Annotated in this window: 20 protein-coding genes; 8 read left to right on the top strand and 12 right to left on the bottom strand. The window is 64.1% G+C overall.

Features of this window, described 5'->3' with window-relative positions; translation table 11 throughout:
• Positions 1 to 4: 4 nt before the first annotated feature.
• The 3 genes from HX613_RS02840 to HX613_RS02830 are packed head-to-tail and all read right to left on the bottom strand — an operon-like array spanning position 5 to position 3,084.
• Positions 5 to 1,015, bottom strand: a complete 1,011-nt coding sequence (locus tag HX613_RS02840; protein WP_235343978.1) for a polyprenyl synthetase family protein — start codon at positions 1,013 to 1,015, stop codon at positions 5 to 7.
• A 45-nt stretch (positions 1,016 to 1,060) separates the two neighbouring features.
• Positions 1,061 to 2,362, bottom strand: a complete 1,302-nt coding sequence (locus tag HX613_RS02835; RefSeq protein ID WP_235343977.1) for a geranylgeranyl reductase family protein — start codon at positions 2,360 to 2,362, stop codon at positions 1,061 to 1,063.
• Positions 2,363 to 2,364: 2 nt separating this feature from the next.
• Complete coding sequence (locus HX613_RS02830) at positions 2,365 to 3,084, bottom strand: demethylmenaquinone methyltransferase (protein WP_235343976.1); 720 nt, start codon at positions 3,082 to 3,084, stop codon at positions 2,365 to 2,367.
• 127 nt (positions 3,085 to 3,211) lie between these two features.
• Between HX613_RS02830 and HX613_RS02825 the strand changes: the two genes are divergently transcribed.
• Positions 3,212 to 4,576 carry an isochorismate synthase gene (locus tag HX613_RS02825; protein ID WP_235343975.1) on the top strand — a complete coding sequence of 455 codons (1,365 nt, stop codon included), beginning with the start codon at positions 3,212 to 3,214 and terminating at the stop codon, positions 4,574 to 4,576.
• A gap of 212 nt (positions 4,577 to 4,788) precedes the next feature.
• The gene (locus HX613_RS02820) at positions 4,789 to 6,294 is read left to right on the top strand and encodes an HNH endonuclease (protein WP_235343974.1); all 1,506 of its coding nucleotides are present in this window, start codon (positions 4,789 to 4,791) and stop codon (positions 6,292 to 6,294) included.
• Positions 6,295 to 6,472: 178 nt separating this feature from the next.
• On the opposite strand, the gene HX613_RS02815 is transcribed toward HX613_RS02820, so the two are convergent.
• Positions 6,473 to 8,359 carry a thiamine pyrophosphate-binding protein gene (locus HX613_RS02815; protein ID WP_235343973.1) on the bottom strand — a complete coding sequence of 629 codons (1,887 nt, stop codon included), beginning with the start codon at positions 8,357 to 8,359 and terminating at the stop codon, positions 6,473 to 6,475.
• A gap of 59 nt (positions 8,360 to 8,418) precedes the next feature.
• Between HX613_RS02815 and HX613_RS02810 the strand changes: the two genes are divergently transcribed.
• Entirely contained in the window at positions 8,419 to 10,116 is a 1,698-nt protein-coding gene (locus HX613_RS02810) for an alpha/beta hydrolase (protein ID WP_235343972.1), read from the top strand.
• Positions 10,117 to 10,139: 23 nt separating this feature from the next.
• The gene (locus HX613_RS02805; RefSeq protein WP_235343971.1) at positions 10,140 to 10,853 is read left to right on the top strand and encodes a hypothetical protein; all 714 of its coding nucleotides are present in this window, start codon (positions 10,140 to 10,142) and stop codon (positions 10,851 to 10,853) included.
• A 6-nt stretch (positions 10,854 to 10,859) separates the two neighbouring features.
• Here the strand turns inward: HX613_RS02805 and HX613_RS02800 are convergent, their stop codons facing one another.
• Positions 10,860 to 11,969 carry an o-succinylbenzoate synthase gene (locus tag HX613_RS02800; RefSeq protein ID WP_235343970.1) on the bottom strand — a complete coding sequence of 370 codons (1,110 nt, stop codon included), beginning with the start codon at positions 11,967 to 11,969 and terminating at the stop codon, positions 10,860 to 10,862.
• Between the two features lie 44 nt (positions 11,970 to 12,013).
• On the opposite strand from HX613_RS02800, the gene HX613_RS02795 reads away from it, so the two are divergent.
• The 3 genes from HX613_RS02795 to HX613_RS02785 are packed head-to-tail and all read left to right on the top strand — an operon-like array spanning position 12,014 to position 15,175.
• A complete protein-coding gene (locus tag HX613_RS02795; RefSeq protein ID WP_143922003.1) occupies positions 12,014 to 12,931 on the top strand; it encodes a 1,4-dihydroxy-2-naphthoyl-CoA synthase in 918 nt (305 codons plus the stop codon).
• Between the two features lie 13 nt (positions 12,932 to 12,944).
• Positions 12,945 to 14,189, top strand: a complete 1,245-nt coding sequence (locus HX613_RS02790) for an AMP-binding protein (RefSeq protein WP_235343969.1) — start codon at positions 12,945 to 12,947, stop codon at positions 14,187 to 14,189.
• A 53-nt stretch (positions 14,190 to 14,242) separates the two neighbouring features.
• Entirely contained in the window at positions 14,243 to 15,175 is a 933-nt protein-coding gene (locus HX613_RS02785) for a 1,4-dihydroxy-2-naphthoate polyprenyltransferase (RefSeq protein ID WP_235343968.1), read from the top strand.
• Between the two features lie 44 nt (positions 15,176 to 15,219).
• On the opposite strand, the gene HX613_RS02780 is transcribed toward HX613_RS02785, so the two are convergent.
• On the bottom strand, positions 15,220 to 15,486 hold the full coding sequence (locus HX613_RS02780) for a DUF4229 domain-containing protein (RefSeq protein WP_235343967.1): 267 nt from the start codon (positions 15,484 to 15,486) through the stop codon (positions 15,220 to 15,222).
• A gap of 84 nt (positions 15,487 to 15,570) precedes the next feature.
• Here HX613_RS02780 and HX613_RS02775 point away from each other — a divergent pair, with 84 nt between their 5' ends.
• Positions 15,571 to 16,011 (top strand): PLD nuclease N-terminal domain-containing protein, encoded by a 441-nt coding sequence (locus HX613_RS02775; protein WP_235343966.1) that lies wholly within the window; start codon positions 15,571 to 15,573, stop codon positions 16,009 to 16,011.
• Positions 16,012 to 16,379: 368 nt separating this feature from the next.
• Here the strand turns inward: HX613_RS02775 and ccsB are convergent, their stop codons facing one another.
• From ccsB to hemL, 6 genes are all read right to left on the bottom strand, one after another.
• A complete protein-coding gene (gene ccsB, locus HX613_RS02770) occupies positions 16,380 to 17,387 on the bottom strand; it encodes a c-type cytochrome biogenesis protein CcsB (protein WP_235343965.1) in 1,008 nt (335 codons plus the stop codon).
• Positions 17,388 to 17,632: 245 nt separating this feature from the next.
• Positions 17,633 to 19,270 carry a cytochrome c biogenesis protein ResB gene (gene resB / locus HX613_RS02765; RefSeq protein ID WP_328284884.1) on the bottom strand — a complete coding sequence of 546 codons (1,638 nt, stop codon included), beginning with the start codon at positions 19,268 to 19,270 and terminating at the stop codon, positions 17,633 to 17,635.
• Positions 19,270 to 20,034 (bottom strand): cytochrome c biogenesis CcdA family protein, encoded by a 765-nt coding sequence (locus HX613_RS02760; protein ID WP_235343964.1) that lies wholly within the window; start codon positions 20,032 to 20,034, stop codon positions 19,270 to 19,272. The genes resB and HX613_RS02760 overlap by 1 nt, the downstream gene beginning before the upstream one ends.
• Positions 20,031 to 20,645, bottom strand: coding sequence for a TlpA family protein disulfide reductase (locus HX613_RS02755; RefSeq protein WP_235343963.1), 615 nt, complete (start codon positions 20,643 to 20,645; stop codon positions 20,031 to 20,033). The genes HX613_RS02760 and HX613_RS02755 overlap by 4 nt, the downstream gene beginning before the upstream one ends.
• A complete protein-coding gene (locus tag HX613_RS02750) occupies positions 20,642 to 21,283 on the bottom strand; it encodes a histidine phosphatase family protein (RefSeq protein ID WP_235343962.1) in 642 nt (213 codons plus the stop codon). The genes HX613_RS02755 and HX613_RS02750 overlap by 4 nt, the downstream gene beginning before the upstream one ends.
• Positions 21,283 to 22,620, bottom strand: coding sequence for a glutamate-1-semialdehyde 2,1-aminomutase (gene hemL / locus HX613_RS02745; protein WP_235343961.1), 1,338 nt, complete (start codon positions 22,618 to 22,620; stop codon positions 21,283 to 21,285). Before hemL ends, HX613_RS02750 begins: the two co-directional genes overlap by 1 nt.
• Between the last annotated feature and the right edge of the window lie 46 nt (positions 22,621 to 22,666).

Raw genomic sequence — 22,666 nt, 5'->3', positions numbered from 1 at the left:
ATCCTCACGCTGTGCGTGAGACCACCGAATCGGCGAACGCGAACAGCGACTCCTTGACCAGTCCTTCGGGGACGGGAGCCAGCGCTGCCTTCGCGTCCTCGGCCCATCGAGTCGCTTCGTCGCGTGCACGGACCGTCACCGGGTGAGCGGCCAGGGCAGCACGGGCGGACTCGAGCGCTTCGTCGGAGGTCAGATCCGCGTCGAGGAGTTCGACCACCTCGGCGGCGGCCTTGTCACCGTCGGCCGCAGCGGCCCGGACATAGAGCACCGGCAAGGTCGGAACGCCTTCGCGCAGATCAGTGCCGGGGGTCTTGCCCGACACTGCGGAGGCCGCAGTCAGGTCGATGATGTCATCGGCGAGCTGGAAGGCGATGCCGACACGTTCGCCGAAGACCCGCACGGGCTCGGCCAGAGCCTGGTCCGCCTGTGAGAACATGACCCCGAACTGCGCCGAGGTGGCGATGAGGGACCCGGTCTTGTCCGCGAGCACCTGGATATAGTGCTCGATCGCATCCGCGCCCTCGGGTAGGCCCGCAAATTCGTTGAGCTGGCCCAGGACGAGTCGTTCGAAGGTCTCGGCTTGGATGGCGACGGCCTCGGGGCCGAGCTTCGCCGTCACGCCGGAGGCCTTCGAGAACAGGAGATCGCCGGTGAGGATGGCCACGGAGTTGCCCCACACCTCGTGTGCGGCCGGAGCACCTCGGCGCACCGGAGCATCGTCCATCACGTCATCGTGATACAGGGAGGCTAAGTGGATGAGCTCCACGGCTACGGCCGCGTCGATGATCGCCTCACGATCGGCCTCGCCGAGGCGGGCCGTGAGCAGCAGAAGATTGGGACGGGCCCGCTTTCCGCCGGCTGCAAGGAGATGTTTTGACGTGGTGTCCGGCAGCTTGCGCGTCTGCTCGGTCACTTCGTAGAGCCTGCGCTCGACGGCTTCCAACTGTGTGGAGATATCCGCCGCAAGCTGGGCATCGGCACCAATAAAAGTCGCCGGAGAGGCTAGGTGGCTCATGTCCTCGTCATTCATCGTAGTCAGTGTTGTAAGTCGCTGGTGAGTTCAAGCATTGCTGGTGGCCGGCACGATTCGGGTGAGAGCTGAAATCACCCGGTCGATGAGATCGGCCTCAGAGACCTTCGGGTCGCGGTAGAGGTTCGCCAACAACTTCACGACGAACTCCATCACAACGTCAACACCCATACCGTACTTGATTCCGAACTGCATGAGTGCAGGGTGGCCGATAATGGCGGAAAAAACGCGTCCCAGAGTGAAGTAGCCACCCAGAGAATCGCCCACCAGCGCCGGATATTCCTGCAGCTTCTCCCGCATCACATGCTTCGGGTAGCGGGAATAGGTGGAGATCACCTCGGCGGCCAATCGAGCGGATTCGAGGGCATAGTCGATGCCCTCACCATTGAAGGGATTGACCATCCCACCCGAATCGCCGACGAGGAGAAGCCCCTTGTGGAAATGCGGGGTGCGGTTGAAGGCCATCGGCAGTGCCGCGGACTTGATCGGGCCCAACGACGTGGACTCATCGATGCCCCATTCGTGCCCCATGTCCGCGATCCACTGACCCATCATGGCGCGGAAGTCCACGGATCCGAATTGGGGTGAGGAATCCAGCAGACCGGCACCGATGTTGATCGTGCCGTCGCCCAGAGGGAAGAGCCAGCCGTAGCCGGGCAGAACCTCGGATTCGCCCGCCGAATTGCTCGAGCGCATCTCGACCCAGCTCTCGATGTAGTCGTCGGCATGCCTCGGCGAGGAATGATAGGCGCGCACGGCCACACCCATCGGTCGGTCGTCTCGCTTCTCCAGTCCCATGGCCACTGCCAGACGTGAGGACACGCCGTCCGCGGCGATCACGATCGGGGCGCTGAAGTGAGCCTCAGGTCCGACCCGACGACCGCGGTGGTCTGTTCCGGAGGCGTGGATGCCCTTGATCCAGCCATCCTCGCCGATGTCCGGGGACATGGCTTTGACCTGCTCGAACAGGCGGGCACCGCTGCGTTGGGCGTGGCGGGCGAAGGCCTCGTCCATGCCCATCCGCGGCTTCGTCAGACCATAGTTCGGGGTGCCGTCGATCTCGGGCCAGCCGATCTCCAAACGGTGCCCGCCACCGATGAGACGCAGTCCTCTGTTCTTGTGCCACCCCTCGGATTCGGGGGTCTCCATCCCGAGGAACCCGACCTCTTTGACCGCACGCGGGGTCAGGGCATCGCCGCAGATCTTGTCCCGTGGGAACCCGGACTTCTCCAGGATGATGACCTCATGGCCGGCCTGCGCCAGGTAGGTGCCGATGGCCGATCCGGCAGGGCCCGCCCCGACGACGATGACCTCGGCCTCGAAGTTGTTCATGGTCAGCGTTCGGCGGCAGTCGTGTTCGCGCCCGGCTTCAGAGCGTGGTGGACGGCGACGATTCCGCCCGTGAGGTTTCGGTGCTTGACCTGGTCGAAGCCGGCACCGAGGATCTGCTGCGCGAATTCGTCCTGGTCAGGCCAGGCACGGATCGATTCGGCCAGGTAGACGTAGGCCTCGGGGTTCGAGGACACGGCCTTCGCCACGGCGGGCAGCGCGCGCATCAGGTATTCCTTGTAGACGAGGCTGAAGGGGTCGAACGTCGGTGTCGAGAACTCGCAGATGATGAGTCGGCCACCTGGTTTGAGCACGCGCAGCATCTCTGCCAACGCCGTGTCGACATCGTTGACGTTGCGGATGCCGAAGGAGATGGTGACGACGTCGAAGCTGGCGTCGGAGAACGGCAGATCCATTGCATCGGCGTAGATGAAGTCGATCTTCGGGTGGCGACGGCGCCCCTCGGTGAGCATGCCCTGTGAAATGTCACCGGCGACCACCTCGGCGCCGTGATGGGTGAACGTCATCGACGACGTTCCCGTGCCGGCCGCGAGGTCGAGGACGCGTTCGCCGGGTCCGGCAGCCACGGAGTGCGCAACCGTCCGGCGCCAGGTGCGTGCCAGACCGAAGGTGAGCACATCGTTGGTGAGGTCGTAACGGGAGGCGACGTCATCGAACATCGATGCGACGTCATCGGGCTGCTTGTCCAGCTGAGCGCGGTTCATGGCACCATTCTCTCAACACCTGATGCCGGGGGGCGAATTCGCGGACCCGTTTCCATGCTCCTCACGGTGTGGAACCGGCCACAGTCATCATCGTCGTGCCGAAATCCTCGACTAGAGTGGGCCTGAAATGACTACGACCTTCGATACCTCTGACATCCGCACCGCGCCCCCGCGCCTGCACGTGCGATCTCGCTTCGTCGACGACGTCGAACCTGGACCCGGATTCCCCTTCGAATCCGGACTGCCTACGACCGTCGAACAGACGCTGGAGCTCCTGCCCACCTCGGCGTTCTCCTGCTGGGTCCGCGACACATCGGGCCTCATCGGCTTCGGTCGCACGCTGCGCATCCGTGCCCGCGGCCGCGATCGTTTCACCGAGCTCTCCGAGGCTTGGAAGGCCATCACGGGCGCCGCGACCATCGAGGACGAGGTCGACCTGCTCGGCTCTGGGCTGATGTGCTTCGCCACCGTCGCCTACTCGGGCGAATCGGAGGTCGATTCCCTCATCCACGTCCCCGAATTCGTGCTCGGACGCCGAGGCGGTCGCGTGTGGATGACGTCGATCATCGCCGAGGGCAACACCCCCACCCCGCCCGTGCTGAAGTCCGAACCGCTGCGCCGCGTCACCTCGGCGACGGCCTCCCCCGGTGACCTCGACAGCGCTTCCTGGGCGGACCTGGTCGCGAAGGTCTCGCACATGCTCACACCCGTCGGAGACTCCGCCGAGGTGGACGCCTTCGCCGACGATTCCACGCTGCGCAAGATCGTGCTGGCCCGTGATGAGCTTGTCACCACGGACGATGACATCGACGTCCGGTCCGTGCTGGGTGCACTCAACCGCAGCTACCCCAGCTGCTGGACCTTCGATGTCGCCGGCCTGATCGGTTCCACGCCGGAGCTGCTCATCGGCGTCGAGAACAACCGGGTGATCTCGCGCGTGCTCGCGGGCACGTATCGGGTGGAGAACGACCCGACGGCCGAGATGCCCGCTGCCAGGAAGCTGTTGAGCGCTCACAAGGACAGCACCGAACATGCCTTCGCGATCGCCTCGCTCCAGCGCAGCCTCGGACTCGTCGCTGATGATGTCACCGTCGACGAGCGGCCGCACCTGCTGCCCTTGGCCAACGTCATCCACTCGGCATCGGATGCTTCGGCCCACCTGCGGGAAGACTCATGCCTCAATGCCCTCGACATCGCGGCCGCTGTGCATCCGACCGCGGCCGTCGGCGGGTACCCGCAGGCCAGCGCGGTTGCCCACGTGGACGAGTTGGAACCGCTCGATCGCGGCCGGTATTCGGGCCCCGTGGGGTGGATGGACGACCACGGCAACGGTCAGTTCGGAATCGCCCTGCGCTGCGGACAGCTCGAGGACCGCAACCGTATCCGCCTGTTCGCCGGTGCCGGCATCATGCCCGATTCGGATCCCCTCGCCGAGGTGGCCGAGACCGAAGCCAAATTCGCTCCGATGCGCCGTGCGCTGGGGTTGGAATAGAACTTGAGCCTCGCTGTCTTGGCTGGGCCTTGCTGCCCCTTGGCTGGGCCTTGCTGCTCCTTGGCTGGGCCTTGCTGCCCCTTGGCTGAGCCTTGCTGCCCCTTGGCTGAGCCTCGCTGCCCCTTAGCTGAGCCTCGTAGCCTTGACACGTTGTCAAGGTTTTAAAGGCTCGTGTCAGTGGCTGTGTCAGTGGCTCGGCATAGTCTCTTCACATGTTCACGCATCCCGCGGATGACCCGGACCACCCCGATTATCGGGGCCCCGGATCGTGGGCCCGGCTTCCGGGCATCACCACCGATATCGATCGGTGGTGTAAGACTCTGCGTGACCTCGAGCCAGCAGACGATGCGTGGGAGGCCCAGACCCGCATCCGTGCCCTGGAAGAGCTCACGTCCGCGGCCGCCGCCGCTCAGGCCCGTGAAGCCGTCGCCTTCCATAGGCACCGCCAGCGCGAAGATGCTGCCAACGACGTGCCCAAACGCGAACAGGGGAAGTACGCAGGCAACGAGATCGCATTGGCCAAACGGGTCTCACCCGCGACGGGGCGCAAGTTTCTCTCAACGTCCAAGGCCGTCGTCAACGATCTGCCTCGCACCTACGAGGCGCTGGCCGAAGGCTCCATCTCCGAATCCAAAGCTCGCATCATCGCCGATGAGACGGCCTGGCTCACTCCCGACGAGCGTCTCTTCGTCGACGAGGAGCTCAAAGACCGTGCCTCCGTTGCCGGCAGTCGCCGGTTACGCACCGAGGTCCGCTCCCTGGCGGCCAATGTGTCCTCCGACAATGCGCACGAAAGGGCCGAAGCCGCGAGTGCGGATCGCCATGTGTCCTTGAGCGCACTGAACAACGGCATGGCAATGCTCAGCGCCACGCTGCCTCTGCAGCAGGCCGTTGCTGCGTATGAAAGTCTGGACGCCGCTGCCGCCGAGCACAAGCTCAACGGTCAGGACTTCGACCGCGGTCGCAACCAGCTGATGGCCGACATCTTCGTCGAACGGCTCACGGGACAGGACTCTGCCGGTGATGTGCCCACTGAGGTCCATGTCGTGATGGAGGCCGAGAGCCTGTTCTCTGACGGACAGGTTCCTGCGTGGATTCCGAGCTATGGTCCTTTGCCGGCAAAGACGGCTCGGAATTTCCTTGCGGCAGATCGGGCCCGGGCCTTCATCCGCCGCATGTTCACCTCACCGGACACAGGGCAGCTGGTCGGTATGGACTCACGCAGGCGAACATTCGGTGGCCTGCTGCGACGCATGGTGGTCTTCCGCGACGACGTGTGTCGGACCCCGTGGTGTGACGCCCCGATCAAGCACGCCGACCATGCGAATCCTGTAGCCGGAGGCGGAGAGACCCAGTGGTCCAACGCTTCCGGACTGTGTGCGGCCTGCAACTATGCCAAGGAGCACCCCGGGTGGAAGCACGAGGCGACTGCCGACGACCTCACCGTCTCCACCCCCACCGGTGAAGAGTACGAGACTGCCACTCCCCCGTTCGTCACCAAGTTCAGTCATCCACCGCCGAGAAGGTACACCGCTTCGGGAGACGCTGAGGAGCCCGCAGACTCTGACAAACCAGACTGCTGCGGCAGGTCCGGCGCAGCAGGTAGTCATCCCAGCGGCAAATCCGCGCCGGAAGCGAACGAAGACGTCGTCGACTTCCCCCGACTGAGCCCGGTAGAAGAACTCTTCGAGGAGCTGATGTTGAGGGACACCGGCTGACGAGGTGCCGCGGCGACAGAGCCGCCGGCGGTCGCGATTGCTGAAGCTCTTTCCACTGAACGGTCGTCGGGCCAGTCCCTCTGCTCTGTCCTTCTGTCCTGTCCTTCTGTCCTGTCCTTCTGCTCAGGTCCGATTGCTCAGGTCCGATTGATCTGGTGGATTGCTCAAGTCAGACTGATCAGGTGAGATCCACTTCGATGATCCGACGGCCGAGCGTCCGCGTTTGTGTGGCCCTCGTTTGTGGGTTGGCCGCTGCTTTGTCGTCCTCTACACCGCAAACAGCTTTCTCGAACTCCGCGATGAAGTCGTTGAGTAGGCTGGGCTCGTCCTGAGATCCCACCCACGAATATTCCCACCCATAGGCAATCGCGAGATCGCTGAAGTCCCGACCGTGAGGAACCGTGAAATATCTTTCGAGATACGGTGCCACATGCTCCTGCGAGTGTTCTAGCCCGGAGAAGATCGCACCCCCATCGTCGTTGAGGACGACGATGAGCACGTTCCCGGCCTCTTCAGCGCTCGGCGTGAGCAGGCCGCCCACGTCGTGAAGCATTGCAACATCACCGATGACCAGCACGACCTGTTCTTCGAGTGCAAGGGAGAGCCCCGTGGCGGTCGAAATCAGGCCGTCGATGCCGGCCAATCCGCGTGATGCGTGGACTCGCGCTCGCACATCAGTGGCCTCACTGAGATAGCGGATCGTATTTGAACTCGCCGCAAAGAGGTTGATTGTGCGGCCGGCCAGATGTTCAGTGATCGCCCGGGCGGTCGTCGGCTTCGACACGGCCGCATGCTCGCGCTCATGCCGAGATCCGGCAATGATCGCTTCGCCGGCGTTCACCCACTCGTCGCGCCACGTCGTGTCTTCACTCGCGCGCGAGAAGGTATCGCTGGCGCTGTCCTCGCCGCCGACGCGATCTCCGTGGAGGGTGCTGTCGCTGGATTCCTTGACTTCCGGCTCCGAGAACGACACCGATAGCGACACCGCGTCGACGTCATCGGGCAACCGCTGAACCAACACCTCGGAATCGGCAAGGAGCGCGGCGACAGGTCTGGTCAGAGTCGGCTTCCCGTGCACGATCGCAGTGCGGATCGCTGTTCTCAGGTCCTCACGTTCGCTGAGCACACGGGCATGCGCCGGAACCGCAACCGGTGAGTTCCGCAGAACAGGGGTGAGAGGGCTCGAGGGCTCAGCCAGGACTGGGATTGCGTAAGCCTCAGCCAAAGATTTCAGAGCCTGGGCAGAGTGGCCGCCGGCATCTCCGGCCACGATGACCGTGCCAGGAAGAATTCGGACCGAAGTGCTCCTCAAAGCATTCGTGGCGCGGCGCGCAGCATCCGCCGCTGATTCCACTGTCTCCACTGAATCCGCTGTCTCCACTGTCCCTGCTAAATCTACGGAATCCGCTGACTCCGCTGCCAACGTCTGCACCGTGGCTTTCCAATCGGCGAACTCCGTCACAGTCGGCACGAGCGGCACATCGAATTGCACGTTGAATTGGATGGGACCAGCTTTACCAGTGTCCGTGCCCAGCGAGAGCTCAACCGCCTCGGCGAGCAGGTGTTGTGCATCAGCACTTCCGGCAGGGACATCGACTCGAGCGCGCACATCGCTGAGCACCTGCGACTGGTCGTCGATCGTCTGATTTGCACCAGTCCCCCGCATCCGAGCAGGACGATCTGCCGTGATCGCCACGAGCGGAAGGTGACCGTAGGATGCCTCGAGCACCGCAGGATGCAGGTTGGCCACAGCCGAACCCGATGTTGTCACCAGCGCCACGGCGCCACCAGCACCCCCGGCGCCAGCAGCACCCCCAATGCCAGCGGCACCGCCAGCTGCACCGGCCGCCTTATTGCGCAGTCCCCGCGCCAGGCCAAGCGCCAAGAACCCGGCATCACGCTCATCGATGCGCACGTGTGTACGGATCACCCCCGCCTCGGCGAGAGGAACGAGCGCATAGATCAATGGTGCGGAACGGGACCCGGGTGCGATGACGACCTCGGTGACTCCCGACGAAGCCAACCCACGGGCAATCTGCTGCGCCACTGCGCTCGAATTCAACATCACCTGATATTCAACCACTAACCCACCTGCGGTTCACATTGACTCCCTACGGTTGACCCATGCGCCGATCGATTCTCTTCGCGGTTGGAGCGCGTGCAATCCGTTCGCTGACCGCTGCGCGCTCCCACAGAGGACGCTTCCCCACCCTCGACCAGAACAGCTCATTTCTCGGCCCTGAACCTCGCGGCAAGGACGCGAGGAAATGGTATATCCGGGACAAACGCAAACTCTCGAACCGACTGCGGGAGTTCTTCATCTACTCCCCCGCGCTCGGTCGCACCGTCGGAGTACGCGTGCTGCTGCCGGGAATTCCGCAGGAGGTCAGCCCGGTCATCCACCTCTATCACGGCGGCGGGGACGACTTCCGATCGTGGACGGACTTCGGGTCCGCCGAGGAGATCACACTCGACTCGCCCTACCTGGTCGTCATGCCCGATGCGGGGGCCGGCACCTACTCTCGTGTGGCAGTCGGCAGCGAGGTCCACGACTGGCCGACCTTCCACACCAAGGAGATCCCGAACTTCCTGCGCAAGACCTTCTCCGTGGACTTCGCACCGGAGAACCAGCTCCTGGCTGGACTGTCGATGGGCGGATACGGGGCGATGAAATACGCAGCCTGGCACCCGGACCGCTACAGCTGGGCAGCAGCCTTCTCCTCCCCGCTCGACCCTTTGTCTGCGATCCCTGCCTTCGACATCATCGCCATGCGGGAGGGCGCGAAGTCGATGACGCTGTTCGGCGATCCCGTCACCGACCGCAGCGAATGGATCGCCAACTCCCCCTACGGCCTCGCGGAGAACCTGCACGGCCTGAACCTGTGGCTCAGTGCAGGCTCCGGAAATCTCGAAGAATCAAAAGATCGTGACCTCCTCGAATCGATGGTCAACCAGCAGGGCGAGCGCTTCTCTGCGCGATTGAACTCGCTGGGCATCCGCCATTCGTGGTTTCCCCGCACGACGGGCCTGCACAACTGGAACAGTTGGGAACGAGAGCTGGGCGCCTGGCTGAAGACCCTGCGACGTCAGCGTGACTATGCCAGCTCCGATCACCGCAGCATCGAGCGCCGGAGTGGCGGCGACGATGACCGTCGCGGTGGCCCCCGCGTCGATGACCGCCGAGGTTGCCCCCGCGTCGCGGACGGTGGCGAATTCTCCTATCTCACCGGCCATGCCCTCTTCGACATCCACGGATGGCGAGTCGAGATCTCGCGACGCAGAGCTCAGGTCGTGTGTTTCGGCTCCGTCAGCACGGCTGGCTTCTCCCTGACTGGAACCGGAAGCTTCCGGGTACGCACACCGGGCCTGTACGAACCCGGTCGCCGATACGACATCTCCGTCACCGGGCCGATAGGCTCGAACGACTATCCGCAGCGCGCCGACAAGAAGGGGCGCCTGACGTTCACCGGGCGCTTGGCTGCAGCCATGCACGACCCGATCATTCCGGGCAAGCGCACTCAGCACTTCACGACGGTGGGTCAGTCCGAGGTCACGACGGTGCGCATCGCGTCGACGCCGGATGAATCGTCCGCGTCGGCGCGAGCCATCGATTCAGACACCGCAGCGCGAGCCATCGATTCAGACACCTCGGCACGAGCTGCCCCAGCAGACGTCCCGCTGCGAGCCGCAAGGTCAGCCGAAGACGCAGAGGACACAACAGATGTGTCGGAATCGGCACATGTCGATGACGGGTCTCAGACACCTACTGTCTTTGGTTATAAAGGTCACAACATCGTGACCGTCTTTCCTCCGTCTGACTGAACCTTGACTTCGAGAGGTCACCCATGAAACGCGTACTCCCAGCCATCGCTCTCATCGCCGGACTGGCACTGACAGGCTGTTCGGGAGCTGACTCCCAGGACAGTCAGGCCGAAGAAGCAGGCGGCGCCGCACAGCCCGCCGCAGAAGAGACCCCCGAAGTACAGCAGCTCGACGAGAGTCAGCTCAAGAAGATCATCGAATCCACAGATGTCGATGGTCAGTCGTTCAAGTCCGTCGATATCGGGGCGGCCTCCGGCAGCGAAGCGATCAAGGCCCTCGAAAGCGCCGAATACGAACCTGCTGAGTGCAAGGACCTCGCAATGTCTGCCCTCAACGCCACTGAGGCGAGCAACGGCACCACCCTCGCTGGAACCTCAGCGGACAACACTATGAGCCTTGCGCTCATGAGCCTGGCCGACGAGGATGCCGCCGGTTCACAGCTGAAGAACTCGACCAAGGTCGCCGAGAAGTGCAGCGACGTGACCATCAAGTCACAGGGCATCGAGATGACGATGTCCTACGAGTCCTCCGATGCCACCGTCGAAGGCGCTGACGAGAGTGTGGGAGTCCGCGCCAAGATCGGTGCCGGCGGTCAGACCGTCCTCGACACCGACACCGTCACCAGCCGCGTCGGCAACAACACCGTCACCGCTGCCAACATCGCCGACACCGGGGATGAGGAAGCGGTTCCCAAAACCGCGAAGACGTTCGTCGACGCCGTCAAGAACGCGAACTGAGCAGTCTCAAGAACGCGAACTGGGCAGCGACGGCCGCAGAGCACTCCAGCACTCCTGCAGTCGCGTCGACCACCAGTCGAATCGTCCCGGATCCACCGCCAGCCTCTCCAGGCGCTGTGGGTCCGGGACGATTCGCGTCACCGGGATCTGACCGTCGACAGGACTCAGGCTGAGATCCGCACTCACCACATCCTCGGCGAAGAGCCTGCCAGTACCCAGACCGCAGGCCGGGTGCTCACCGAGGATTTCCCGGCTCACAGGTGTGCGCGGAAGCGTGGCCGCCAGGTGGGCACCGGCTGCCAATCCGACAGATGACTCCAATGCCGATGACACAACAGCCGGCAGACCGCAGGCTTCGATGATCGATCGTGCGGCAGCGATCCCACCCAGCGGCTGGACCTTGACGATGACAACCTCGGCGGCTCCCAGCTCTGCCACTCGCAGGGGATCCTCGGCCTTGCGAATCGACTCATCAGCGGCCAGGACCACAGGCAGTCCATCGAGCTGCTCGCGCAGCCGCGCCATGTCTTCAACAGCCGCGACTGGCTGTTCGAAGTACTGCAGGTCGAATTCCACGAACTCGGCGCAGGCTCTGAGTGCCTCGGGCAGCGTATAGCCGGCATTCGCATCGAGTCTCAGCGTCGTTGAGGGAAACAGGCGCCGAAACTCTCGCAGCCGCTCCAAGTCACCGGACAGGGAGTCGATCCCGTGTTCGGCAACCTTCGCCTTGACTGTACCGACGGGTCCGTAGCGGGCCAGGATCGACTCAACTTCGGAGGTTGCACACGCGGGCAGGGTCGCGTTGACGGCCACGGATCGGACAGCAGCGGCTGACTGACCTGAGGTGTCAGCCGAGTGACCGACGGCACTGGGCCCAGCCGCGGCGGCTCCCGGCAGCAGTCCTGCGAATTCGAGGGCGGCGCGCAGCCAGCGTGAGGATTCGGCTGCATCGTATTCGGTGAAAGGGGAGAACTCCGCCCACCCAACGGGGCCTTCGAAGAGCATGATCTCGCGCTCGGTGATCTTCCGGAACCGGGTGACCATGGGGAGTTTGAGCACCTGGAAATTCGGCACAATCTCAGCGATCGACTCGGGGATCTGCTCCGTATCAGCCATGGAGCAACCATATCGGTCAGGTGGCAGGCGATAGGGTTGGGGCCATGACGGTTTCTGAAATCTTTGACCCCTCCCAGTGGCGTGAAGTCTCCGGATTCGACTTCACCGACATCACCTATCACCGCGCGGTCAAACCCGACGGCACTGACCTGGGCTGCGTGCGCATCGCCTTCGACCGGCCCGATATCCGCAACGCCTTCCGACCCCACACCGTCGACGAACTCTATCGAGCCCTCGACCACGCCCGCCAGACCTCGGACGTCGGCGCGGTCCTGCTCACTGGCAATGGCCCCAGCTCACGCGACGGCGGCTGGGCCTTCTGCTCCGGCGGCGACCAGCGCATCCGCGGCCGTTCGGGCTACCAGTACGCCTCCGGGGAGACTCGCGAGTCCGTGGACCCGGCTCGTGCCGGTCGCCTCCACATCCTCGAGGTCCAACGACTCATCCGCACCATGCCCAAGGTCGTCATCGCCGTCGTCCCGGGTTGGGCTGCCGGCGGTGGCCACAGCCTCCATGTCGTCTGTGACATGACGATTGCCTCGCGCCAGCATGCGAAGTTCAAACAGACCGATGCCGATGTCGGCTCCTATGACGCCGGCTACGGCTCCGCCTACCTGGCGAAGATGGTCGGACAGAAGAAGGCGCGCGAGATCTTCTTCCTCGGCCGCACCTACTCGGCCCAGGACATGGCTGACATGGGCGCCGTCAACGAGGTCGTAGACCACGAAGATCTTGAGACCGCAGCCCTGACCATGGCCAAGGAGATCCTCGGCAAGTCCCCCAACGCCCAGCGGATGCTGAAATTCGCATTCAACCTCGTTGATGACGGTCTCATGGGCCAGCAGGTCTTCGCAGGTGAGGCTACCCGTCTGGGCTACATGACCGACGAAGCGGTCGAAGGCCGTGACTCCTTCCTGGAGAAGCGCGACCCCGACTGGTCCCCCTACCCCTGGTACTACTGAGCACCCCCGCCACATGAACGCACAGCCCGTTGCGGATCTGCCCGGTGCGATCGATCGTGCCTTGGACGGCCGCTCGATCCTCGTCCTGCCCCGTACTCGTGACGCTGCCATCACCGAGGTGGCTCCCAGTCAGTGGACGGGTGCTGGCCGGGCGCCTGCGCTGGTGCTCTTCACCTCTGGTTCGACGGGCACGGCCAAGGCCGTCGCTCTGTCCGCCGAGGCGCTGACCACCTCGGCGCGGGCCACCGAACGATCCCTGTCCGGGCCCGGCGACTGGCACCTGAGTCTGCCCATCAACCACATTGCCGGGTTCCAGGTGGAGCTGCGGGCCCGGCTCGCGGGACGGGAACCGATCAGGACCACCTCGGCGACATTCACCGCAGGTTCCTTCTCCGACGAGGCGCAGGCGCTGTTCGCACAATCCGGCGAGCGACCGACCTACACCTCGCTGGTGCCCACTCAACTGCACCGGATCCTTGCTGATGACCGGGCCACTTTCGCTGCGGCGAAGTTCGACGCCATCCTCCTCGGCGGCTCCGCGATATCGCCGGCCCTGCTCGAACGCGCCGATGCACGAGGCCTGCACATCGTGCGCACCTACGGGATGAGCGAGACCGCAGGTGGGTGCGTGTACAACGGGGTTCCCTTCGATGGTGTCGAGATCACGATCACCGAGTCCTCGACGATCGACCTGCGCAGTCGCGTCGTGGCCGATTCTTACGTCGAGATCACGGCTGAGGGCTACATCGGCCCCGTCGACAGTCCGGGCCTGACCACCGACGATGACGGCACACGGACCATTCACACGAGCGATCTGGGTCGGCTCGACGAAGGGGTGCTCACGGTGCTCGGCCGCTCCGATGACATCATCGTCTCCGGGGGCACGAACGTCTCGCCTCATGCCCTTGAGACCGGACTGCTGCCCACCTGGCAGCACTATGGGATCGCCGAGGTGCTCGTGACCTGGGTGCCCGATGAGGAGTGGGGCAAACTGCTAGTCGCACTCGTCCGCATCGATGGTCAGGTGCCCGACGCCGTGGCCGATTCGATGGGCTCACCGCGTGTGTTCGCGCGGAGTCTGGGCGAACTCGATCATGGAATGCATGGGCAGCTGCTGCCTCGGCTGGTCTTTCCCGTCACTGCGATCCCCAATCGGTCGATCGGCAAACCCGACCGACAGGCTGCGGCCCGGCTTGCCGCCGAGCTGGCTGAGACACAGAACCACAGGACTCCGCCGCCCGAATACCCTAACAAGTGAACTATCGGTAATATGAGACGGTTCGAATTTTTATGAGGAAGGTATCCCGCCCAATGGCAACTGCCGCGCAGTGGATCTCCGGAGCCCGACTACGAACATTGCCGCTGGCTGTTGCCCCTGTTCTCATCGGCACCGGCGCCGCAATCGGCTCCGTCGGCGGCTTCACCTCCTTCATCATCGGCGACTACACCCGCAACGGCCACGACCATTCGCTGCCGCAGATCTTCCTCCGAGCGGTGCTCGCCCTCCTCGTCTCCCTCTGCCTGCAGATCGGGTCGAACTTCGCCAACGACTACTCCGACGGCGTCCGCGGCACCGACGATGTCCGCGTCGGTCCCGTGCGTCTCACGGCGACAGGACTCGCCGAGCCGAATGCGGTCAAACGTGCGGCTTTCCTGTTCTTCGGCATCGCCGGGGTCGCCGGAATCGTGCTCGTCCTCATCTCACAGGCGTGGTGGTTCCTCATCGTCGGCGCCGCCGCCGTGGCCGCCGCCTGGTTCTATACGGGCGGCAAGAAGCCCTACGGATACATGGGGCTGGGCGAGGTGTTCGTCTTCGTCTTCTTCGGCCTGGTGGCCACGCTGGGCACGATGTGGATGCAGGTCGGCGGACTCAGCCTCAGCGGCTGGGCCGGTGCGATTGCCATCGGTTCGCTCGCCTCGGCGGTGCTCATGGTCAACAACCTGCGCGACATCCCCACCGACATCGAAGCCGACAAGATCACCCTGGCTGTTCGCCTCGGCGACAACCGCTCAAGGATCACATTTGCCAGCCTCGTGCTCGTGCCCTTCGCACTGCTGGTCCTGGCGATCCTCGACGGTCATCCGGCCGTAGCACTTGCCGTCCTCGCGCTGGTGCCCGCTCTCAACCCATTGAAGACGGTGCTGCGTGGAACCACCGGCCCCGGGCTCATCCCACCGATCAAATCGACGGGCCTCACCGCTCTGGCCTTCGCCTCCCTGATGGGCCTGGGCCTGGCGCTGTAGCCTGGGCCTGGCGCTGTAGCCTGGGCCTGGCGCTGTAGCCTGGCTCAGTTCCCTTCGTCGACGATACGGTCTTCGGCATCCTCGTCAACATTCTTGAGCTTAGGAGCCGTTTCCCGCTTCGCAACGCGCTTCTCGATATCTTCGGCCACCTTGGCGCGCATGCCGCCCAAGAAGAGATAGCTGAGGATGGCTCCGATGACGATCGCAGCCATCGCCATCACGAGGTTGAACCCGAGGAATGGCTGCAGAATCAGCCCAACGGCGACGATGATGCCCAGACGAGCCAATGTATAGATCCAGAAGTTGCGCATTGCACCTATTTTAGTCCGTCCACATCAGTGATTCATCACTGCCCGTGTGGGCGGGTGTTCAGGTTAGTGGACTATCCTGGGTGCATGGCTCGAATACTCATTGCCGCGATCGTCCTGGCGGCAGCGGTCACACTGTACGGACTCTTCGATTGCCTTCTGCGCGATCGTGGTCTGATCCGAGTCCTGCCCAAACCCGTGTGGGCGATCATCATTGTGCTGATCCCCGTGATCGGCTTCGTCCTCTGGTACGTCTTCGGCCGGGGGACTGAGGACAAGCCCTCAGCAGCGCCTCGTCAGCGCGGCCCCAGCGCCCCGGACGATGACGATGACTATCTGCGCAAAGTCGATCGCGACGTCAAGTTGGGAAAGCACGCTCCCGAGGCGCAGAAGCCCGAGGACAAGACCCCCGGCGCAGCAGATGACATCGGCGACGATGCCTCCGCCGATTCCGACACTCATTCCGCCGACACCGACGAACACGGTTCGGGCGGTTCCACCGGCGACGGACGCGGCCACTCGAACTGAGTGCTGGCCCGCGCACTCCCTCGTCTGACCGGCGCTGAGCGGCCGCGGACTGAGGCTCAGCGGGCCCCGTTGCCTCACGCTGAACGGGTTGCCTCACGCTGAACGGGTTCTAGGGGGCTCTCTGCAGTCGATTTGAATCTGCGGCACACAAGAGCATCGCGTAGCCAGCAACAGTTGGTGTTGGTGCGTAGGCCCAAGACTGTGCTTGGATTGCCGAGCGTCGTAGGCAGGGCCATCGCCCGGGAAGTAGCCCTGGAGCGTCGTGACTCAGGTGTGATCTGCCTCGGCGCTGGCTACAGCTCGGCGCTGGCTGCAGCTCGGCGCGGGCTGCTGTGCGGCTCAGGCTGCTGTGCAGGCCTGACCGCAGATCAGCCGAGTCCCGAGTACGAGTGCAGGCCGTTGAAGTACATGTTGACGACGGTGAAGTTGAAGATCACCGTGGCGATGCCGACGAGGTTGAGCACTGCGACTTTTGTCGGCCCCCAACCGCGTGTGGCGCGGGCATGCAGGTACGCGGCGTAGATGACCCAGACGACGAACGTCCAGATCTCCTTCGAGTCCCAGCCCCAGTAGCGGCTCCAAGCCACCTCGGCCCAGATGGCGCCGGCGATGAGGGTGAACGTCCACGTGATGAATCCGACCGCGGCGATCGTGTAGGAGAACCGTTCCAGGTCGATGCTCGCGGGCATCCGACGCATGAACCGCAGCCACTTCGGGTCCTTGGTCTCCTGTGCGTTCTTCAGGATCTGGAACACGGCGAGGATCGCGGAGATGTAAAGCAGTGAGGTCGACAGGATTGCGATGGGTACGTGGATGGCGATCCAGTACGAGTCGAGCGCCGGGATGAGCTTCGCGGCTGGTGTGTAGAAGACCGTAATGGCCAGACCCAAGCACAGGAGCACTCCTCCGGCCACGATCGTTCCCAGGTAGCGGATGTCCTTCTTCACGTTGACGATGAGGAAGACGATGACGGTGATCACGGTGGCAGTGAGGACGTATTCCATCATGTTGCCCCACGGCACACGCATCACCGACAGCGCGCGAGTGAGTACAGCGGCCACGTGAAGAACGGCAGCAAGGACGAGGAGCGAGGTGCCGATCCTTGCCCCACGCCGAGGCTTATCTCTGCCGGACCCGGTCGTGACCTCTGCCGACGCCTCGGTCTCAGGCGGATCGAGGAGTGCCGTGGTGGCCTTCCTGTTCGTGCGTCGCACATTCGAGGGCTTGGCAGCACTCGTCGCACCGATTTCGGACTGCTTGAGTTCGCGCCCGCCGAACAGGTCGAAGGCATAGAAGATCATAGCGACGGCGTAGACGACCATCGCCGAGATGATGAGCTGGTTCGACCACATTGCGAGGTCAGTGTTGACGTCCATACATCCTCCGCACCAGCGGTGCTCTTCCATTGCGTCGTGGGTGTTGCTGTGCTGTTGCTGTGCCAGGGCAGCCCTCGTCGGGGCCGACCCGCGACAATTCTACTCCGCGTAGTACCTAAAGCGAATCATTCGTCTCCCCCGGGCATTCCGATCTCGGGCCTTCCGACCCCGAGCGCTCCGAGCCTGGGCGCTCCGACCCGGGGCCTTCCGTTCGTCACGATCCTCAGATCCATTCGTCAAGATCCTCAGATCCGTTTGTCGGAATCATCGTCAGGATCATCGTCCGGTTCGTCGGCAAGGTCCTTCGCGAGGTCCTTCGCAGCCCGTTCGACCAACTGGTCCTCACCGCGGGCTAGAGCCGCAACTTCGGCCTGGCCGTCCTTGATGCGCACCCACATGCGTCGGCGAGGGACGAACAGGGACAGACCAAGACCCAGCAGCACGGCGATCGCGCTGACGAGCATCAGACCCTGTGTCGGGTCCTGGGAGATGTCGACGGCGATGTAGCGTTTGACCCCGTCGAAGGTCACCGATCCGCCGTCGGGCAGCTTCTGGGTCTCTCCCTCGGCAAGTTGGATGAGCAGAGGGTTGCCAGTGGCATTGGTCATCTCCGTCATGTTCTCGGCATCGATCGTGTACACCGACTGCGGCGTTCCGTTGTCAAGGCCGAGGTCACCGGTGTACCCGCTCATCACGAGGTAGGGATTGCGCAGTTCGGCGAAGCTCGAGACCAGTTCGCCGTTCTCGTTCTGGGTCGCCGTCGGCAGGAACACACCGACGAAGCCCATCTGAGTTCCCGCGGAGTCGGGTACCTTGATGACGCCTTCGGAAGTGTAGCCCGGGTCTCCGCCGTCGGGGATGAACACCTGCGGGCCGGATTGCACGACTTGGCCCTTGGCGTCCTTGACCGTGACCTCCGGAGCGTAGCCGTTTCCGGTCAGGTATACGCCCGTCCCGCCCACGCGCACGGGTTCATTGACGCGCAAAGTGTGCTTCTCGCTCTTCCCATCGGCAGTTGCCGTGACCTTCGCATCGAAGGTCCGGGGCTGGCCGAACTGGCTGCCCGGAGCCTGATCGTCGAAGGTGGATTCGAAGCTGTCGAGCTTGAGCCGGAAATCCGGCAGGTTGTTAGCGTCGTAATATGAACCCGGTTCGAACGAGTCGTAGGCAACCAGAGAGTTCGTGAAGGTCTCCCCCTCGACGAGGATCCGCTGGCCCTGATAGCCGAACAGGGATCCGATCGCCATCGTCAGCGTCGCGACGAGGAGGGCGATATGGAAGACCAGGTTGCCGGTCTCGCGCAGGTAGCCGCGTTCGGCGGCCACGTGATCGTCGTGGCGAACAGTGCGGTAGCCGAGCTTCTTCAGCCGGGCTTGGGCTGTGTCGAGGAAGCCCTGGTCTGCGGCTTCGCGAGATTCGGCTGATCCGGTCGCCGAGGTGAAGGATTCGTATCCGGGCATGCGACCCAAGCGCCTCGGCGCCTTGGGTGGGGCCGAACGCATGGCCTTCCAGTGCTGGGCCGAGCGTGGGATCACGCAGCCGATCAGCGAGATCATGAGGAGGAGGTAGATCGCGGAGAACCAGATCGAGGAGTACACGTCGAACATCTGGATCGTGTCGAGGAACTGCCCCCACGCACCATTGGCTTCGAGGAACGTGGTGACCCGGCCCGGATCCTGAATGCGCTGCGGCAGCAGGGACCCAGGGATCGCGGCCAAGGCCAAGACGAGGAGGAGGATCAGTGCCACCCGCATCGTCGTCAGCTGACGCCACGCCCACCGGCACATGCCGATGAACCCCAGCTGCGGCTGGCTCACACCGGACTTGTGGCTGCCAACCTGCTTGCTGTTGTCAGCCTTCTTGTCGGCGGTCTTCTTCGCCACTAGATCACCACTTCGAAATCATAGATCAGACCCTGCAGAGAGGTCATCCACGCGTTCCACAGCCCCGAGGCCATGAGAACGCCCAACACGATGAGCATGATGCCGCCGGCACGGACGATCGCCGTCTGGTGCCTGCGCACCCAGGTCAGGCGGCCTGCACCCTTGTGGATCGCCACCGCCAGGAGGATGAAGGGAATGCCCAGTCCCAGGCAGTAGACGAACGCCAAAAGTGCGCCGCGCCAGATCGTTCCCTCGCCGCCGAAGCTCACCGACATCGACAGAACTGCCGACAGAGTCGGGCCCACGCACGGGGCCCAGCCGAGGGCGAAGGTGGCGCCGAGCACGGGCGCGCCCCAGAGCCCTGCCTGAGGGCGAGCACGGATGCGGTGCTCGGTCTGGAGCAGGCCGAAGCCGCCCATGAACACGAAGCCGGCGATGATGACGACGACGCCGAGGATCCGCATGAGCAGTCCCTGCCACTGTGAGAACAGTGCGCCCAGGGCCGAGAATCCTGTCCCCAGCAGGACGAAGACGATGGTGAACCCGAGAACGAACAGTGCGATGCCGACGACGACCCGCCAGGTCTCTTTGTCCTTGAGGGAGGATCCGCTCAGCCCGGTGACATAGCCGACATAGCCGGGGACCAGCGGCAGCACGCAGGGTGAGGCGAAGGAGACGAGTCCGGCCAGTGCGGCCGCGCCGGCGGCCAGAAGCAGCGGCCCGTCGAGAACCGTCTGGGCGAAGTCCGCCCCGATTCCACTCACTCCGCCTGCACGTCCTCGATGAGTCCTTTGAGCGTCGACTCATCGACCTCGCCGACGACTCGAGCTGCGGCGCGACCCTTCGCGTCGAGGACGACGGTGGAGGGTGTGGCCTGCGGCGGGAGGACCCCCGAGAGCAGAGCCACCATGTCGCCGTTGGCGTCGAGCATGTTCGCATAGGGAATCTGGTAGTTCGAGACGAAGGCGTTCGCTGCGGCCTCCTGGTCGCGGACATTGACGCCGAGGAACTGGACCTCGTCACCGAATTCCTCGGCCAGTGACTTCAGCGCCGGGGCTTCCTTCCGGCACGGTGGGCAGGCCGCGTACCAGAGGTTGATGACGACTGGGGTCGGCCGGAGGTCGGCCAGCGACATCGGCTTCCCGTCGAGTGTCTCGAAGTTCAGCTCCAGAGGCTCCCCGCGTTTGTCCTTGGCCACCTGGGACACGACACCGGAGCCGGACACATATCCCTGATCGGATCCGGCCTGATCGGCCAGTTCGTCATTCTCACTGCACGCGCTGAGAACCACAGCGGTGCCAGCGACCAGACCGGTCAGGAGGGTGCGACGGTTCATCGGGTTGGTGCGGTTGAACCGATTGGGGCGGGCATTCATGCTCCCGCCACCGCTTGCCCGGGCTGCAGATCTGCACAGATGCTCTCGTAACTCACGGTTACAAGTGTGGACGATTCGAATGTGAAACTGGTGATAGATGCCAGGTCACACTCCCGTTTGCGAGGGTCGTGGACGAGCGAGCGATCCTCCCCCGCCAAGCGTGTCATCCAGATCGGAAGCTGATGGGAGACGATGATTCCCTCGGCCTCGGGGTCGTGCTTGGCAAGCTTTGTGCGCAGGCTGGCCATGGCTGCCTGCATCCGCAGAACGATCTGCTTGTAGGGCTCGCCCCAGGACGGTGTCAGCGGGTTGTACAGCCGCAGCAGATTGCGCGGTTCGGCCAACCTTCGACCGTTGACCTTCTGGCCTTCGAAGGAGTTCGCGGCTTCGATCACGCGGTCATCGGTGAAGACCGGCAGCTCGAGTCGCTGGCGCAGCGGGGTGATCGTCTGCTGCGCCCGCAGCAGCGGGGAGCACACGAGCTCGACCGGGGGCGCCGAGGCTGCCGCGAAGTGCTCGCCGACCCGTCGGGCCATCTCATGGCCGCGTTCGGTCAGACCGAAGTTCGGCAGCCGTCCGTAGAGGATGCCCTCCGGATTGTCGACCTCCCCGTGCCTGACCAGGTGGATCGTCGTCATCAGTTCCCCTGCGTGTTCGGGACACTCGCTGCCGCCTTGGCTGCGGCCGGCAGTGCCGAGATGATCCGATCGAGGATCTCATCGGTGTGGGCGTAGGAGAGGAACCAGGCTTCGAAAGCGCTCGGCGGCATGTGGATGCCCGCATCCAACATGGCGTTGAAGAACGCGGAGTAGCGCTCGACGTTTTGCGTCCGTGCGTCGTCGTAGTTGATGACCTCATGGTCGGTGAAGAAGACGGAGAACATCGAATTCGCCGATTGAATGGTGTGGGCCACCCCTTCAGCCTCCAGCGCAGAGGAGACTGCGGGCCGCAGAATGTCCGCAGCGCGGGAGATGTGTGAGTACACATCGAGTTCGGTCGTCAGCTTCAGCGTGGTCAGGCCGGCGGCAGTGGCCACAGGGTTTCCGGACAGGGTTCCCGCCTGGTAGACCGGGCCTGTCGGTGCCAGATGCTCCATCACGTCGGCACGTCCGCCGAAGGCCGCGGCCGGGAAGCCGCCTCCCATGACCTTGCCGAAGGTGAACAGGTCAGCGGATCCCTCCGGGTAGCCGAGTGATTCGGCCTCATAGCCGTACCAGCCTGCGGCCGAGACGCGGAAGCCAGTCATCACTTCGTCGCTGATCATCAATGCACCGTGGGCCCTGGTCAGGCGGCGGACGGTATTGGTGAAGCCGTCGCGAGGAGGCACGACGCCCATGTTGCCCGGGCTCGCTTCTGTGATGACGCAGGCGATCTCATCACCGTGTTCGGCGAAGACGGCCTCCAGGCCGGCTGCGTCGTTGTAGTCGACGACGATCGTGTCCGAGGCCTGTGCACCGGTCACACCCGGGGTGTCGGGCAGGGAGAAGGTCGCCAGACCGGATCCGGCCTGGGCCAGCAGCGCGTCGACGTGTCCGTGGTAGCACCCGGCGAACTTCACGATCTTCGCCCGGCCCGTGTATCCGCGGGCCAATCGGATGGCGCTCATGGTCGCCTCGGTGCCCGAGGACACGAGCCGGACCTGGTCAACGGGATCGACGCGGGCGACGATCTCCTCGGCGAGTTCGACCTCGCCGGTTGACGGGGTGCCGAAGGAGAAGCCCTTGACGGCGGCTTCCTGCACAGCCGCGACCACCTCGGGGCGGGAGTGGCCCATGATCATGGGACCCCACGAACCGATGAGGTCGATGTAGTCATTGCCGTCGGCGTCGCGCAGCCATGCTCCGGTCGCCGAGGTGATGAAGCGCGGGGTGCCTCCGACGGCTTTGAAGGCCCGCACCGGTGAGTTCACTCCACCGGGGATGACATGTTCGGCGCGCTCGAACAGCGCGGCCGACTTCGCAGTCTCGTGTTTCATGGGTTCTCCTGAAGAGGTCGCCGGATCGGTGGTCGGTTCAGATGTT

It is taken from the genome of Brevibacterium sp. UCMA 11754 (assembly GCF_021532275.1).
Classification (GTDB): domain Bacteria; phylum Actinomycetota; class Actinomycetes; order Actinomycetales; family Brevibacteriaceae; genus Brevibacterium.
The sequence above is the reverse complement of the archived record's forward strand: the minus strand, read 5'-3'. Positions and strand labels throughout refer to the sequence as shown.

Bases quoted from the DNA above. Each gene is read 5' to 3' on its own strand.
- hemL (WP_235343961.1), bottom strand. From the start codon at position 22,620: ATGAAACACGAGACTGCGAAGTCGGCCGCGCTGTTCGAGCGCGCCGAA.
- HX613_RS02815 (WP_235343973.1), bottom strand. From the start codon at position 8,359: ATGTTGAATTCGAGCGCAGTGGCGCAGCAGATTGCCCGTGGGTTGGCT.
- HX613_RS02825 (WP_235343975.1), top strand. From the start codon at position 3,212: ATGACTACGACCTTCGATACCTCTGACATCCGCACCGCGCCCCCGCGC.
- HX613_RS02800 (WP_235343970.1), bottom strand. From the start codon at position 11,969: ATGGCTGATACGGAGCAGATCCCCGAGTCGATCGCTGAGATTGTGCCG.
- HX613_RS02780 (WP_235343967.1), bottom strand. From the start codon at position 15,486: ATGCGCAACTTCTGGATCTATACATTGGCTCGTCTGGGCATCATCGTC.
- HX613_RS02830 (WP_235343976.1), bottom strand. From the start codon at position 3,084: ATGAACCGCGCTCAGCTGGACAAGCAGCCCGATGACGTCGCATCGATG.
- HX613_RS02805 (WP_235343971.1), top strand. From the start codon at position 10,140: ATGAAACGCGTACTCCCAGCCATCGCTCTCATCGCCGGACTGGCACTG.
- HX613_RS02810 (WP_235343972.1), top strand. From the start codon at position 8,419: ATGCGCCGATCGATTCTCTTCGCGGTTGGAGCGCGTGCAATCCGTTCG.
- HX613_RS02795 (WP_143922003.1), top strand. From the start codon at position 12,014: ATGACGGTTTCTGAAATCTTTGACCCCTCCCAGTGGCGTGAAGTCTCC.
- HX613_RS02835 (WP_235343977.1), bottom strand. From the start codon at position 2,362: ATGAACAACTTCGAGGCCGAGGTCATCGTCGTCGGGGCGGGCCCTGCC.
- HX613_RS02755 (WP_235343963.1), bottom strand. From the start codon at position 20,645: ATGAATGCCCGCCCCAATCGGTTCAACCGCACCAACCCGATGAACCGT.
- ccsB (WP_235343965.1), bottom strand. From the start codon at position 17,387: ATGGACGTCAACACTGACCTCGCAATGTGGTCGAACCAGCTCATCATC.
- HX613_RS02820 (WP_235343974.1), top strand. From the start codon at position 4,789: ATGTTCACGCATCCCGCGGATGACCCGGACCACCCCGATTATCGGGGC.
- HX613_RS02785 (WP_235343968.1), top strand. From the start codon at position 14,243: ATGGCAACTGCCGCGCAGTGGATCTCCGGAGCCCGACTACGAACATTG.
- HX613_RS02775 (WP_235343966.1), top strand. From the start codon at position 15,571: ATGGCTCGAATACTCATTGCCGCGATCGTCCTGGCGGCAGCGGTCACA.
- HX613_RS02750 (WP_235343962.1), bottom strand. From the start codon at position 21,283: ATGACGACGATCCACCTGGTCAGGCACGGGGAGGTCGACAATCCGGAG.
- HX613_RS02840 (WP_235343978.1), bottom strand. From the start codon at position 1,015: ATGAGCCACCTAGCCTCTCCGGCGACTTTTATTGGTGCCGATGCCCAG.
- HX613_RS02790 (WP_235343969.1), top strand. From the start codon at position 12,945: ATGAACGCACAGCCCGTTGCGGATCTGCCCGGTGCGATCGATCGTGCC.